Genomic DNA, 15,310 nt, shown 5'->3' with positions numbered 1-15,310 from the left:
TTTTCATAACATATAAGGATTCTTTCGAAAAGAAAGTATTCATCATAAGAAAGGGTGTGTGAATAATGCAAGAGCCAACCATATTAGTAGTGGATGATGAGGCAGATTTAGCTAATCTTCTAAAGGTAAGCCTACAAAAAGAAGGCTATAAACAAATTTATACAGCCGGCTCCATTCACGATGCTTGGACAAGCTTTCAGCAAACAAGTCCAGATATTGTGCTTCTAGATGTCATGCTTCCTGATGGGGAAGGCTATGATTTATGTAGACGCATTCGCGAAATATCGCATGTACCTGTGCTTTTTATGTCTGCTAAAAATGAAGAAATTGATAAAATTTTAGGGCTTGCCATCGGAGGCGACGATTATATTACAAAACCATTTAGTCCTAAGGAAGTTGCCTATCGTGTGAAGGCACAGTTACGTAGAGTTGGTTATCAAACACACGAAACAACTTCAGGCATGGCAGAAAAAACAATACAAGTTGGACCCTTCCAGCTAAACGCTGACGAAACAGAAGTCCACAAGGATGGGATTTTATTGGAGTTAACAGCTAAGGAAATTGGTTTAATGGCATGTTTTATGCACAATCCTCATCGCATTTTAAGTAAAGAAACCCTTTTTGAGCGTGTTTGGGGAGAAGATTTTTTCGGTTCTGATAATACTGTCATGGTGCATATTCGACGTTTGCGAGAAAAAATTGAGCAGGATGCCTCTAAACCTATTTTTATCACCACTGTAAAAGGTCTTGGGTATAAGTTTGTCATACCAAAAGAGGCGCAAGAATGAAGTGGAAATTGACTGCTCGCTTTCTCTTTTCTGTTCTATCCATTGTGATCATCGTTATTTTCGTCAATACGGCCATTCTCATTGGTCTCCTGTCGTATAAACTTAATAATGATTCTGATAGAGCGACTGAATCGAAAGAAGAGGACTTCGTACGGAATTTTCAGCAGTACATTGAAATAGAAAATGGCGAAACCTCCATAAGTGCAGAAGGACTAGAACAGTTGCATATGCGAAATGCTTGGATTCAATTACTTGATGTGAATGGTCAAGTCATTGATTCTCATTTTGCCCCAGAGGAAGCACCTTCCCATTACGCACCCGTTGATTTGATACAAGTGTACAAATATAAAGAATTTGATGCTGATACGACGGTTTATGTAGGAGTCAAGGATGAGATTAGTTATCTAGTTGGTGTAAAAGGGAGTGAAGTTGAGAGATTAGTCATGCATATTTCTGGCACCTCTTTTTTACAGTTTGTTGGTAAATTCGGGTTATTCATTGTTATTGCTGATTTAATAGTCGCTGCATTGGTCGGCTGGCTATTTGGTCGTACGCTAACGACGCCTCTCTATGCCTTGATCGAACGCATTCGTCATTTAAAAAATCATGAGCATCAGCCAGTTAAAACGCCTGGTGGTGTATATAAAACTGTTTTTGAAAATTTAAATGAAGTATCCAGGGAACTCGCTGCACATGAGCAGGAACGCAAGCGTCTTGAACTGATGCGCGAGGAATGGATTAGCAATGTCTCTCATGATATGAAAACACCGCTTGCCTCTATTCGGGGATATGCAGAGCTTTTAGATGACGAGACACTCACCTCTCAAGAAAAGGCCGAGTATGCACAAATTATCGAGAAACAGTCATTGCATATGCAAAATCTGCTTGATGACTTAAATTTAACGATGCGCTTAAGACATCAGCAGCTCCCACTCACTTTAAAAGAAGTGAACATGGTGCCATTTATTCGGGAAATTGTAATTGATACATTAAATACACCACAGTTTGAACTTGCCAATATAGACTTTGAAGCAATCTCAGAGAACCATCACCAGCTCATTGACGAACATTTTATGCGCAGAGCGATCATAAACTTTTTACACAACGCCCTGCTTCATAATACTCCTGATGTATCTGTCCATGTGTCTGTCGATAAAGATTCCATTACGATAGCAGATAATGGAAAGGGTATCTCCTCAGAGGATTTAGAGCATATTTTTGAGCGCTATTACCGCGGCACCAATACCGACAATACGGCTGGTACTGGCTTAGGGACCGCCATTGCTAGAGATATTATTGAGGCCCATGGAGGTTTTGTTACTATAACCTCTGAAAAAGGAAAGGGTACAATCGTTTCCATTAATTTAAAAAAGGAGCAGCACTAGTTTGACTAGTGGATGCTCCTTTTAGCTATTTCATTTGATCTTGCGCTTTATTAGGTACCTCGTGGAATTTCACCTCATCATAGGAAGTGACTTCCGTCTCTTTTTTAACATAAAGCTTTAAATAAGCATCATGGCGTAAATTTTTATGAGCTGAGAACTTTAATGTCTTTTCTTTGCCATTTTTATTGTAGGCAGGAAGCTCATACCAATACATTTTAAAAATTTCACCGTTACTTGCCTTATACTCCTCTACCTCACCATCAGCCGTGATATGGACATAGTAAGTGTCTTTATTTAAACGGTTAAAGTCTACAGTCATCAATACAACTAACCCTGCTACGAATAAGATAAGCAATGCACCTATTCCAAAAAATACTTTTTTCATATTAATTCCCCTGTCTTACAATTTTGTAGAACGAACGTACAGTAAAAATATAATAGATGAAATAAATAGCTGAATATGCAATCATCCATAATATTACTGGCTTCGTAATATTCATACCAAATAACTGTGAAAATGCTAGTAACGCAAATGCACTATGCACAATACCTACGATAAGTGGTGCACTAAAGATAACAGCTACTTGTCCTGCTACAGTCTTTAAAATTTGCTTACTGTTGACACCAATTTTATTTAAAATCGCATATTTCGCCTGATCTTCCTCAGCTTCCGTTAAAATTTTGAAATAAATTATACTACCGGTTGCCGCTAGAAAAACTAGTCCAAGGAAGCTACCCACAAACAGTAATGCTCCTACAGTTGCTATACTATCCTCATAGCTTTGAGGAACACTAGAGAAGGATTCTTGTTGTTCTGTCGACAATTGCTTGATAATGTCTTGTGAAACGACCTGTTGTTTCAAATCATTGTCTAATCCAATAGCCTGCATCTTTATCTCTTCTGCATTAGTCGCAGCAAACTCTTGATCATTCACGACAAGTACCGTTCCCGCAGGAATAAAGTTTAGAACGCTCTCTGTGTACATTTTTTCTACATGGAAATAATCACCATTCTTTAACTTAAAGTTTTCCCCAGTAAAATCATGCGAAAATCTTTCATCATATGCGGCATCCAGCAACACCGTCGATCCATCAGCAATATGCAAGTTTTGATCCTTACCTTGTAATTTTGCTAAACGATTATAATCAGATTCCTTAAGTAATGTATATTCGAAAAATGAAAATTCATTATCGACACGTAAGTTTTTCACAGACAGTGATTCATTATAGATAACGTCTTTCTGTGAAAAATCAACGGGATCGCCTTTCCACATAAATGTATTTGGCAGCATCTGACGTACAGTTGCTTCTGCATTATAATACATACCGAAAACGCCACCGCCTGCTGTAATTGTCGTGGCACTTAAAATGGCAATAATCGACAATGATTTAGCATTTGCGCGAATACGATACAATAACTGAGAAACCCCAATTAAATTTAAACCTTTCCAAGACCAAGATGTGGCTCTTTTTAAAGCTGTTAACACAAAAACACTTACACTATGGAATAAAAGATATGTCCCCACGATCGTTACGCCAATGACCATTAGTGGCGTACCTAAAACCGTGAAGAATCGCCAAATTTCACTCGTAAACATATCAGACGCAGCTGTATAATATCCAAATGCGATGAGTGCAGTTCCTAAAACCGCAGCTACTAAAGAGGCACGGGGAATTTGTTCACCCTGTTTTTCTGCATGAAATAAGTCAATCAATTTGAATTGATAAATAACACGATAGCCTTGTAACGACGTGAATAAAAACAATACTGTAAAAATGACTGTTGTATTCACCAGTGCCTCTATCGAAAATGTCAGGTTTCCAACAATTTCATACCCCATGAGTCGGACTAATATCATTAACAAACCTTGTGACATAAAGAATCCTAAAACGATCCCCAATACTAGAGAGACTAACCCAATGACTAGATTCTCAAAGAAGAGCAAGAGGCCGATCTTTTGCTTTCGCACGCCTAATAGTGAATAGAGTGCTACTTCCTTTTTTCGTTTCTTCATAAAAAATGAATTCGAATATGCCATAAAGATGACAATGAAGAACAATAAGACTACAGACGATGCACTCATCAACCCTTTAATTTGCTGAGAGGATTGTTTTAAGGCTGAAAGATCATCATTATATTTCAATGTCACAAATGTAAAATAAATGACGATACTAAATACCATCGAGGCAATATATAAAAAATAGTTGGACAAATTACGCTGAATATTTTTACGCGCTAAACTAAATAACGTCATTTACTCCACCCCCGATGCTTGACAGCACCTGTAAGATCTCTTGGAAAAATTGTTTCCTTGTTAGAGTCCCACGATGAATTTCCTTGGATAACTGCCCATCCTGAATAAATAATATTCGCTGACAGAAACTCGCTGCAAAAGCATCATGGGTAACCATCATAATGGTAGCTGCCTGAGATTGATTTAAGTCACTTAAGCTTTCCAGCAAATCAGTTGCTGATTTTGAATCAAGTGCACCCGTAGGCTCATCAGCAAAGATTAATTTTGGCTCTGTTACTAACGCGCGTGACGAAGCTGTACGTTGTTTTTGTCCACCCGATATTTGATAAGGATATTTATCTAGTAAATCACTAATGCCGAACAATGAAGCAATACGGTCGACTCTAGCGCTAATAGCCTTTGTTGGCATCTTTGCAATAGCCAGTGGCAAAACTATATTTTCTCGTACTGTCAAAGAATCAAGTAAGTTATAGTCTTGGAATATAAATCCTAAGTTATCACGACGAAAATCCGCTAATTCAGCATCTTTCATACGTGCTAAGTTCGTATCACCGATAATTATTTCACCAGTCGTTGGTGTATCGATTGTAGCTAACACATTGAGAAGCGTAGATTTCCCAGCCCCTGAAGGACCCATTACGCCCACAAATTCACCTTTTTTTACTTCAAATGATATATTAGATAACGCTGTAAAAGTATTAGCGCCCTTGCCGTATGTTTTCTCAACGTTTTGTACCCTTAATAATGGCGTCATATACGCTCCTCCTCTTCTTTCTGACTTTAGTATACGCCCTCAAACTTACAGCAAAATTGTCGTAAGCTTACAGCAACCTTAAATCATCTATTCTCAATCAATGAACGTGTTTTTACTGCTTTAATTAATAAAAAAAGATTCATACACAGTCTGTGCATGAATCCTTCTAACTATTATGCTAAAACTTTTTTAATATCATCTTCAAAACTACTTGGTTTATCTGCCGATGCGTAGCGTCCAACAACCTCGCCATCTCGATTCACTAAGAATTTGGTGAAATTCCATTTAATGCTTTTGCTTAAAAACCCTTTAGAATGAGAAGTGAGATAATCAAAAATCGGATGCGCTTCCTTACCATTCACCTTAACGATTTTATGCATCGGGAAGGTTACCCCATATTCCAGCCGACATTGTGAAGCAGCTTCTTCAGCAGTGGCCAGCTCTTGCTTGAATTGATTGGACGGGAAACCTAGTACAACAAGACCTTCATCCTGATATTTTTCAAAGAGACCTTCTAATTCTTCGAATTGTGGTGTAAAGCCACATTTTGAAGCAGTATTGACAATTAACATTGGCTTCCCTTTATATCGCTCTAGGCTATAGTCAGTACCATCTTCTAAAGTCACGTTAATATCATAAATACTCATTGCTCTATACCTCCTATTTATAAACGTCCATTCATTCTCGCTACCTGCTGTAAAGGATCCCACACACCGTTAAATGGTGGTGCATAAGCTAAATCTAAGTCTAGCAAATCAGGTAATGTCATTTTACTATACAATGCCGTTGCAAACACATCAATACGCTTATCAACACCAGCTGGCCCAACAATTTGTGCACCCAATAGCAACTGATCTCGTTTACGTACAACTACCTTAATATACATACGTTGTGCACCTGGATAATAGCCCGCAATATGGCGAGCTGATAATTTAAAGGCCTCGTAATCAAAGCCAAGCTCTTTTGCATGGCGTTCATTTATGCCAGTTGTAGCAATTGTTAAGTTGAAAAATTTTAAAATAGATGTCCCGACAATCCCTCTAAACGGTGCAAACTTTCCAGACATATTAAGTCCTGCTAGCCTGCCCTGTTTATTGGCAGTTGTTCCCAAAGGAATATAATCTATACGCTCCTTCACAATGTTAAAATGAGTGGCACAATCTCCTGCCGCATAAACATTCTCTACGGAAGTTTCTAAATGACGATTGACGATAATTGCCCCATTTTTTGCAAAAGCTATACCAGTGCCTTCTAAAAACTTTGTATTTGGTCTAATACCTGAAGCAACAATGACTAAATCTGTTTCTAAGATGCCATTATTTGTGATGACCCGTTCAACTCGTTTATTTCCTTCAAATGCTTCTACATCTGTATTTAATAAAAGCTCTACATTGTTCTTTTTTGCTTCTTCATGAACATGTTGAGCAAGCTCTTCATCTAAAATCTTTGCCACATGGCTTCCTCGTTGAACAAGTCTTACCTTTTTCCCACAGGTTTGTAATGTTTCAGCCATTTCTAATCCGATATAGCCCCCGCCGATAATAGTTACCTGTTCAATATCAGGTGTTAAATCAGCCATTAAATCTTCTAACTGAGGGATTGTTTTGACGGTGTGGATTCCTTCTAGATTGACTCCACTTCTGACAGGTACAACTGGGTCGGCCCCTGTTGCTATAAGCAGCTTATCATAGGAAATCTCGAATACTTCGCCACTTGCCTGTATACCTGAAACAACCTTATTCTCTATATCTACCTTTTCCACCTCATAGCCTACTCGTGCATCGATGCCATATTTACCCCGAAAAGTTTCAACATCTCTTGCAATCAAGCGTTTGGTTGATGAAATACGACCATCTACAACATACGGCAATCCACATTGTCCATATGAATAAATAAAACCACGTTCTAAAGTCGTTATTTCCGCTCCTGGTACATTACGATAGATCTCCATAGCTGCAGACATACCTGCAGCATCTCCCCCAATGATGACGTATTTCATTCCACTTGCCCCCTTATTTTTTCTTTGTTGCCATCAAATCAGCATATTGATCGATATACAAACGACGCTTTCCTCCGCTTACAATGACGCGTATAACATGAATAGCTATTATCATTGTAAGTGCAAAACCTCCTAATGAGGCTAGTAAAGAAATGACAATTTGCAGAACATAGAATGGTGAATCCATATCTAATTGAATGTTACCGACCGTTGTAATGGCTTCAGATAGCAATACTGTAGCAACAATTGCTATACAGCGTTTCCAGGATTGTCTTACAATACTTTTGCCTTTCTTATTGACCATTGTAAAGCGCATAATTTTCATACCCAATGTTGCGCCATTCATTAAACTTGGTATGAAGCCAAAGATGGCCATATATAGTGCAATAATGACTAAGAATTCGAAAGTGCCACTATACCCAGTTAGAGTGCCAATAATGAACCAAATCACCTGAACTATAAATAAATCAATGACTAATGCCAGTAAAACAGATATTGGTTTTACAATATCACTTTTTTCCATTTCAGCAGCTTTAGCCTCGACTTCTTCATGAGAAGGAAATAGTGCCCACACGATAGGAGCTAAAAAGAAACCTAGTAATGCACCTACACTGTTTAGCAATAAATCATCCACATCAAATATGCGATAGGCACAATTAAAAATGCCATAAATACCTGTTCTTTGTGTGATCTCATAAAACAATGTTAGCAAAAAGCTTAATAAAAATGCACGTTTCCAGTACCTTCTTTCTTGAAGAAAATATCGTAAGTACACACCAAATGGCATCAATAATAAGAAATTAAAAAACGCTTGATAAAATGCTTGCTGTTTCGTGATAACAAGCCATGTCGATGGACTGGTTAAGACAACACCACTACCCTTTAAAATATCCTCAATAAATTGAAATAGTCGTAAATTTGTATGGACTGTATCTGGCGATTGAAGTGAGCAAGTATCCCTTGTAGATGGGAACGGAAGTAATACTAAACAAAGTGCAGATAAAAAGTAAAAAATAAAGGAGAACATAATAATGGTTTTAGACATAGACAAATAACTATATTTTCGATACGTATAAATAAGCCATGGAATAAAAAGAACAAATGATAAAATAATCGTTATAAAAAATGCAATAAGAATGGATTGCGTGTAAGTTGACATAGATAAGCACCTCTCTATTTAAATTGCCCGAATTGATGAAACCTAAAACTCAGTTTAATTCCCTCACTCTACGAGAATATATCAATAAGCTTACATTATCCTTAAGTCCGTCCCTTCACCCCAGATTTTTGATTAGTGCGATGTTAATCACACCAACATAAATCCATTGTCCATAAAGCATTCTGGAAGATAAAGGCCTCTACTTCATCAAAATAAAAAAACAGGTAAAGAATATACTCTCTACCTGTTTCGTTCTATGCCTTTGCTATTTCCTCTTTACAAAATACTAAAATTTCTTCTAGCTCATCATCCTCTAGAGCAAAATCTAAGTATTCACCCTCTGCCTTTTCCATTATGAAGTAGTTTAAAATATAGGGCTCCTCTGCCTTTTCACCAATGAGAACACGAATTTCAATACCTGCTTCGTGATATAGCTCATCTTCTTCATCAATTTCAATATCTAAAATAAATTCGTACCGCTTCCCTTCCATAATATTGGTTGGGTCTAAAATTTCTTCCATTGAGAATTGTGTAATTTCCATCATACTAGCTCCTTTATCTTTAGCTGTTCCTTTCTATATTAAATCAATTTCAGCATGGGTCAACTAGAAAAGCCATATACACCTGTAAGTAATTATGCCAAAATAAAATGGAATCAACCCTGCATAAACCGTATCTACATAAAAGGAGGCTTTTTCTTGAAAAATTTATTATATTATCAGGACGTTATGTTACGTGAGTTTGATGCTCATATTGTTAGTAAAGAAATCGACGAATTAGGTCGTCATTATGTTGTATTATCTAATACTGCATTTTATCCAACTGGCGGAGGACAACCCCATGATACTGGAACATTGAATGGAATTGACGTCATAGATGTAGAGAAAAACGGAGAAGAGATTCGTCATTACATGCAGGGTGATATATCGGAGTTGAAAGGCATTGTGCACGGCACATTAAATTGGTCTAGACGATTCGACCATATGCAGCAACATGCTGGTCAGCATATTTTAACAGCCGCATTTGTAGAACTTTTTGATGCTCAGACGGTTAGTTTTCATTTAGGAAGCGAGCACGTCACAATTGATATTGCTGTCGATACTTTGACGGAACAACAGCTTGCTGCAGCCGAAGCACGAGCTAATGAAGTCATTTTGGAAAATCGTCCAATTGAAACTACATGGATTACAGAAAATGAACTGGTCCATTATCATCTGCGTAAAGAGGTTGCAGTGGCCGGAGATATTCGACTTGTTATCATTCCTAACTATGATTACAACGGCTGTGGTGGCACTCATCCAACATCTACTGGGCAGGTCAATGCCATAAAAATTCTAGGTACTGAAAAAATGAAGGGCAATGTTCGCGTATCATTTGTTTGTGGACAACGTGTTTTGCATGAACTTGCTATGCGTAAAAAAGTATTAGGCGATGTAGCTCGCCAGCTAAGCGTTCCTGAAGTAGAAGCTGCTACAGCCCTCACTAAAATACTAAGCGCTCAGAAACATACAGAAAGAGCACTTGTTGCAGCCAAAGAGGAGCTATTAACCTACGAAGCAAAAGCACTCGTTTCAAATAGCGGAAATCTTGTGACGGCTGCTTTTCAACAACGAACTATGCAAGAACTACAAAAATTAGCTCGTACCATTGTTTCTGAACATGACGACATGATCACTTTGCTTGTTTCTGAAAGTGAAGGCAAGCTACAGTTCGTTGCAGCTAGAGGGAAAAATGTATCTAAAAGCATGAAGGCTATTGCTGAAAAGGCATTACCGCTCATTAATGGTAAGGGTGGTGGAAGCGATCAAATGGTACAAGGAGGCGGTGAATGTATTATTTCTAAAGAAGAACTTTTAGAAGCTATACAAAACATTTAAGCCCGCTAACCAAAGAGGAGCTGCCAAAATTGGACAGCTCCTCTTCTTTAATATTTAAATTTTTGAATGGCCTCATATAAACGTTTCGCCATTTCTGACAGTTTTTCAGTTTGATTATTCATCGTTGTAACTGTTTTTAACTGTTCTGTTGTGGCATCTGTTACCTCATGTACATAATCACTTGCAGCATGTGCAGTGGCAGCCATTTCTTCCATAGAAGCTGAAACTTCCTCAGTATTGGCAGACATTTGTTCAGCTGAAGCATTCATTTCTTCAACTTGGCCAGCTATTTCCCCAACAGCTCGAACTATTTCCTCAAAGCGTTCGCCCACTGCCTCAATGGATGCTAATCCGCGTTCCACGTTATCTTCACCTGATTCTGCTGCCTTCACGACTTCTAAGGTGTACGATTGAACTCGTTCAATTAACACATTAATTTTAGTAGCAGACTCGGCTGTTTGCTCTGATAGCTTGCGAACCTCTTCTGCCACAACTGCAAAGCCCTTACCTGCATCTCCAGCTCGTGCAGCTTCAATAGATGCATTAAGTGCTAATAAATTTGTTTGTTCAGAAATAGCTGTAATCATATTAGAAATTAAGTTTATTTCCTCAGACTCCTTTTCTAATTTATGAATAATCATCAGCTCAGCAGTAGTCCCTTCCTGAATTTCATTCATCCGACAAATTGATTGTTGGACAGCATGATTACTTTCACTAATTTTCTGGGAAATAAAATCTGTATTTGAAGCAATGGTTGAGGCTACTTCAGCTACATTTTGTATCCCTAAAGCCATTTGCTCCATAGCAGATGCACTTTCCTCTGCCATCACGGTTTGGCTTTGTGCTCCTCTATCTACTTCATTTATGGCACCTGCTATTTGTTCAGAATGTTTTGTTACAGCTATGACATCTCCCATTAAGTCACAAGAAGCTTCATTCACAGTAGTAGCTTCATGGCTCACCTTTGCTATCATTTCCCGCATATTATCAGTCATGCGATCCAATGCACGCGACATTGTCCCCATCTCATCAATGCGTTTTAAATATTTTTCAGGAATCTCTTGTGTAAAGTCACCCTCTGATAAGCCTTCACTAATGCGAAGAACATGACGAAGCGGTCTACTAACAGATCGTGAAATAGCAAACGAAATGATTAGCCCTAATAATGAGACAATAATAGTTGTGACAATAAAGTTCGTCTTGAGCTTAGAAAGCCCTGAAAACATCTCATTTTCTAAAGCTACAACTCCCATTTTCCAACCATTATCAAGCGTATGGTAGCCCATCAAGTTAGTACCTGCATCCTCTGTTTCAAAAGAAAAATAACCACTTTTATTTGCAATCATCTCTTTAGCAGCCAATGCTCTACCAGTCATTACACCTGTTTCTTCCGCTTCCTTAATGGGGTTATTTTGCTCTTTCACATAGGAGTGATTATTATGTCCAATGATGGTTCCGTTAGCGTCTAACATAAATGCGTACCCACTGTTTCCAACTTTAATATCCTCGACAATATTGGATAAATAATAACCATCTATACGGGCTAGTAATAATGCTTTCTCACCTGACACAGTGTCGATTGGAGACACAATTAAAATAACAGGTTCACCAGTTACGCGGCTAATCGTAATTTCAGACATAACTGAATTACCCGTAAAGCCTTCCTTTACATAATCACGATCACCTAAATCAGCAGTTGTATCATCCAAATAATGGGCTACTCCATCAGCTTTAATAATACCAAAGCCAAGGTAGTTTTTATTATCCGCAAGACGTTTCGATAAATATTGTTTTTGCTTTTCAAAATCCATACTACGTACAGCCTCTTGCTCTGCTATTGCCTCAACCTCTACTAATGTTAATTGAAAATGTTCTTCTATGTATTGTGAAACATCCCCAGCTCTAGAAACCAAGTTTGTTTCCACTTGTTCATTCATTGCCTTAGTACTATTTATCCAAGTAGACAGTCCCAGCGTTCCACACGTCACAAATACAAGAGCAATAATTGCAACGACTAATTTACCGCCAATTCCTTTTATCCACATTTCCTTATTCTCACTTCTTCCATTTTTAGCTATAAAATTCAGTTATTTATGCATTACTTTCAGAGTAAAGTCAGCAAAAGAAGAAGTCAACAAAACTTTTCCAATAAGATTAATTAATGTATAATAATACCATTTTACCTATTGTTATAGTGTTAACAATTTTCTACATTTTTCTAAGTTATCGGTATCTTTCGCTATTGATTGACAAAATTCATTGGCTTTAATGGATGAAATTAAAACTTTTTCCAACAGAAATTGATTATAATTTATATTTTTTGCTGATTATTAGAATTAGGATAGATTCAAAAATTTGAGGGGAGGATTACTATGAGTTCAGACAAGAACAATGTTTCACGTCGAGACTTTTTAAAGACAACTGGTATTGCTGCTGGTACATTAGTCGGTGGTGGATTAATTGGAGGACTAGTAGGCTACAACATCAATGGTAAAGGTACTTCTACTCTGGAGCATGGTGGACACGGTACTACGAATGAGGCTCTTGGTTCGCCGAAAGCAAAAATGTTTTTTAGAAATGAAAGAGATTTTAGTATTTTATCAAAGGCAACAGAACGTATTTTTCCAGAAGATGACTTAGGTCCAGGTGCTATAGGATTAGATGTCCCTTATTTTATCGATCACCAATTAGCAGGAAATTATGGTAGTAATTCTAAAGAATATATGCAAGGCCCCTTTGATGTAGGTACCCCTACTCAAGGCTATCAAAGCCGCCTAACACGAGCTGAAATTTTCAGACAAGGTATTCAAAAAATGGAAGATGAAGCTCAAAAGCGTTATAAAAAAAGCTTCAACGATTTGGATGGTAAACAGATTGACGAAATTTTAACAGCCTTTCAAAAGGGGGAAGTTGAAATGGTCGGTGTGCAATCAGCATTCTTCTTTACACTGTTACGAGCTGCTACATTAGAGGGCGCCTATTCGGACCCAATGTACGGAGGGAATCGTAATATGGAGGGCTGGCGCATGAAGAACTTCCCTGGCCACCAAATGGCTTATATATCACAAATTGAAGATTCGAAATTCCAAAAAATTGAGCCTAAATCTTTGGGCAACCACTAAGGGGGGTAAAACATGGCCAAAACATTACCAAGTGTAGACGTTGTAACAGTTGGTGTAGGCTGGACAGGTGGTATCGTTGCTGCTGAATGTGCGAAAGCCGGTTTAAAGGTAGTAGGTTTAGAGCGAGGACAAAAGCGTGGTACTGAAGATTATTTAAACGTTCATGATGAATACCGTTATGCCATTCGTTATGATTTAATGCAAAATCTGTCCAAAGAAACAGTTACTTTTCGAAATGATCGTAATATGAAGGCATTACCAATGCGCCAGTTAGGTTCCTTTCTACTTGGAGAGGGGCTGGGAGGGTCAGGAACACATTGGAATGGAATGACGTTCCGTTTTTTACCCTATGATTTCCAAATAAAAACGCTAACAGATAAACATTATGGTCCAAACAAGCTTGGGCCAGAATATCTCATTCAGGATTGGGGATTAACTTATGATCAACTTGAGCCTTATATGGACAAGTTTGAAAAAACAGCTGGCATTTCGGGAGATGATAAAAATACATTTAGTGGAAAACGTTCAAACCCTTATCCAACCGGACCTATGAAGAAAACTCCTATGCTTATGCAATTTGAAAAGGCGGCACAGGACTTAAAGCTAACACCTTACATGGTACCATCAGCAAACGTCTCTGAGGTTTATAAAAACCCTGATGGTGAAACGATTAACGCTTGCCAATATTGTGGTTTCTGCGAACGTTTCGGTTGTGAATATGGCGCAAAATCCTCAGCAGAAATTACAGTTGTTCCTACTGCATTAAAAACAGGTAATTTTGATTTACGTTACAATTCAAACGTTGTTGAAATTTTAAAACAGGGCAATAAAGTTACTGGTGTAAGATATATCGATACTGTCTCAGGAGAAGAATTTATTCAGCCTGCCAACGCTGTCGTTTTAACTAGTTACGTCTTTAATAATGCCAAGCTTCTAATGGTCTCTGACATAGGTGAAAGATATGATCCAACTACTGGCAAAGGGACACTTGGGCGAAATTATTGTTATCAAATCTTACCTGGGGCTGTTGGTTTCTTTGACGAACAATACAATACATTTATGGGAGCAGGCTCTTTAGGTATGTGTGTAGACGATTATAATGGCGACAATTTCGACCATAGTGATTTAGATTTTATTCATGGTGGGAACATTGCTCTTACACAAACAGGGACACGACCAATTGGGTCAAATCCAACTCCACCCGATACACCTACATGGGGACCAGAATTTAAAAAGCAATCTATTCATTACTATACACGTTCATTCGGGATTGGTGCGCAAGGCGCATCCATGCCACATAAGCAAAATTATTTAACATTAGATCCAACCTACAAGGATGCATACGGTCTTCCATTAATGCAACTAACGTACAACTTTACGGATCAGGATCGTGCACTTCATAAATTTATTTCTGCGCGTGCAGCAGACATTATGAAGCAAATGGGCGCAAAAACAATCGTGCCAAATGCTGAAATTACCGATTATAATATCGTTCCTTACCAAACAACGCATAACACTGGCGGGACTGTTATGAGTTTAACGCCAGAGCAAGGTGTCGTGAATAATTACTTACAGCACTGGGATGTTGATAATCTCTTCGCTGTAAGCGCTGGAAACTTTGCACATAATAGCGGCTACAATCCGACTGGAACATTGGGAGCACTAGCCTATCGTTGTGCAGAAGGTGTCATAAAATATAGTCAATCAGGTGGTTCCTTAGTTTAATTTTTTACAATCTAATAATTTTATTTTAAGGAGGCAAGGCATATGGGTGGTCTTGGAGCAATTGGAGTACCTGGATTAGTCATTATTTTAGTTATTGTATTAATTGTTTTTGGGCCGAGAAAATTACCGGAAATCGGCGGTGCGGTAGGTAAAACTTTTGCAGAATTCAAAAAATCTACCAAAGGGCTGATGGAAGATGATGATGATTCTGTGAAAAAGGTCGAAAAAAAATCTGATGTTTCGTAG

At 38.1% G+C, this 15,310-nt stretch carries 14 protein-coding genes; 6 read left to right on the top strand and 8 right to left on the bottom strand.

Annotated features, from left to right (window positions below; all coding sequences use genetic code 11):
• Window positions 1-65 precede the first annotated feature (65 nt).
• Together ACE1MS_RS00910 and ACE1MS_RS00905 are read left to right on the top strand one after the other, a co-directional pair.
• Window positions 66-788 (top strand): response regulator transcription factor, encoded by a 723-nt coding sequence (locus tag ACE1MS_RS00910; RefSeq protein WP_012292460.1) that lies wholly within the window; start codon window positions 66-68, stop codon window positions 786-788.
• Entirely contained in the window at window positions 785-2,173 is a 1,389-nt protein-coding gene (locus ACE1MS_RS00905) for a sensor histidine kinase (RefSeq protein WP_031418102.1), read from the top strand. Before ACE1MS_RS00910 ends, ACE1MS_RS00905 begins: the two co-directional genes overlap by 4 nt.
• A gap of 25 nt (window positions 2,174-2,198) precedes the next feature.
• Here ACE1MS_RS00905 and ACE1MS_RS00900 read toward each other — a convergent pair whose 3' ends face one another.
• From ACE1MS_RS00900 to ACE1MS_RS00870, 7 genes are all read right to left on the bottom strand, one after another.
• A complete protein-coding gene (locus ACE1MS_RS00900) occupies window positions 2,199-2,558 on the bottom strand; it encodes a YxeA family protein (protein WP_012292458.1) in 360 nt (119 codons plus the stop codon).
• 1 nt (window position 2,559) lies between these two features.
• Window positions 2,560-4,428 carry an FtsX-like permease family protein gene (locus ACE1MS_RS00895; protein ID WP_447402640.1) on the bottom strand — a complete coding sequence of 623 codons (1,869 nt, stop codon included), beginning with the start codon at window positions 4,426-4,428 and terminating at the stop codon, window positions 2,560-2,562.
• Window positions 4,415-5,182: an ABC transporter ATP-binding protein gene (locus ACE1MS_RS00890; protein WP_031418101.1), complete on the bottom strand. Its 768-nt coding sequence runs from the start codon at window positions 5,180-5,182 to the stop codon at window positions 4,415-4,417. Before ACE1MS_RS00890 ends, ACE1MS_RS00895 begins: the two co-directional genes overlap by 14 nt.
• Before the next feature lie 173 nt (window positions 5,183-5,355).
• The gene (locus ACE1MS_RS00885; RefSeq protein WP_198695995.1) at window positions 5,356-5,829 is read right to left on the bottom strand and encodes a glutathione peroxidase; all 474 of its coding nucleotides are present in this window, start codon (window positions 5,827-5,829) and stop codon (window positions 5,356-5,358) included.
• 17 nt (window positions 5,830-5,846) lie between these two features.
• Window positions 5,847-7,181 carry an FAD-dependent oxidoreductase gene (locus ACE1MS_RS00880; RefSeq protein ID WP_012292454.1) on the bottom strand — a complete coding sequence of 445 codons (1,335 nt, stop codon included), beginning with the start codon at window positions 7,179-7,181 and terminating at the stop codon, window positions 5,847-5,849.
• 13 nt (window positions 7,182-7,194) lie between these two features.
• Window positions 7,195-8,340 carry a VanZ family protein gene (locus tag ACE1MS_RS00875; protein WP_031418095.1) on the bottom strand — a complete coding sequence of 382 codons (1,146 nt, stop codon included), beginning with the start codon at window positions 8,338-8,340 and terminating at the stop codon, window positions 7,195-7,197.
• A 254-nt stretch (window positions 8,341-8,594) separates the two neighbouring features.
• Window positions 8,595-8,882 (bottom strand): DUF6509 family protein, encoded by a 288-nt coding sequence (locus ACE1MS_RS00870; RefSeq protein WP_031418093.1) that lies wholly within the window; start codon window positions 8,880-8,882, stop codon window positions 8,595-8,597.
• 156 nt (window positions 8,883-9,038) lie between these two features.
• Here ACE1MS_RS00870 and ACE1MS_RS00865 point away from each other — a divergent pair, with 156 nt between their 5' ends.
• Window positions 9,039-10,217: a serine-tRNA(Ala) deacylase AlaX gene (locus ACE1MS_RS00865; RefSeq protein ID WP_031418091.1), complete on the top strand. Its 1,179-nt coding sequence runs from the start codon at window positions 9,039-9,041 to the stop codon at window positions 10,215-10,217.
• Between the two features lie 47 nt (window positions 10,218-10,264).
• Here ACE1MS_RS00865 and ACE1MS_RS00860 read toward each other — a convergent pair whose 3' ends face one another.
• Window positions 10,265-12,262 carry a methyl-accepting chemotaxis protein gene (locus ACE1MS_RS00860; protein WP_200990801.1) on the bottom strand — a complete coding sequence of 666 codons (1,998 nt, stop codon included), beginning with the start codon at window positions 12,260-12,262 and terminating at the stop codon, window positions 10,265-10,267.
• Window positions 12,263-12,589: 327 nt separating this feature from the next.
• On the opposite strand from ACE1MS_RS00860, the gene ACE1MS_RS00855 reads away from it, so the two are divergent.
• From ACE1MS_RS00855 to tatA, 3 genes are read left to right on the top strand one after another with little or no spacing between them, the layout of a single operon-like run.
• The gene (locus tag ACE1MS_RS00855; RefSeq protein WP_031418087.1) at window positions 12,590-13,339 is read left to right on the top strand and encodes a gluconate 2-dehydrogenase subunit 3 family protein; all 750 of its coding nucleotides are present in this window, start codon (window positions 12,590-12,592) and stop codon (window positions 13,337-13,339) included.
• Window positions 13,340-13,351: 12 nt separating this feature from the next.
• Window positions 13,352-15,064 (top strand): GMC family oxidoreductase, encoded by a 1,713-nt coding sequence (locus ACE1MS_RS00850; RefSeq protein ID WP_031418085.1) that lies wholly within the window; start codon window positions 13,352-13,354, stop codon window positions 15,062-15,064.
• A gap of 42 nt (window positions 15,065-15,106) precedes the next feature.
• Complete coding sequence (gene tatA, locus ACE1MS_RS00845; protein ID WP_012292447.1) at window positions 15,107-15,310, top strand: twin-arginine translocase TatA/TatE family subunit; 204 nt, start codon at window positions 15,107-15,109, stop codon at window positions 15,308-15,310.

The organism is Lysinibacillus sp. fkY74-1 (assembly GCF_053165895.1).
The sequence above is the reverse complement of the archived record's forward strand: the minus strand, read 5'-3'. Positions and strand labels throughout refer to the sequence as shown.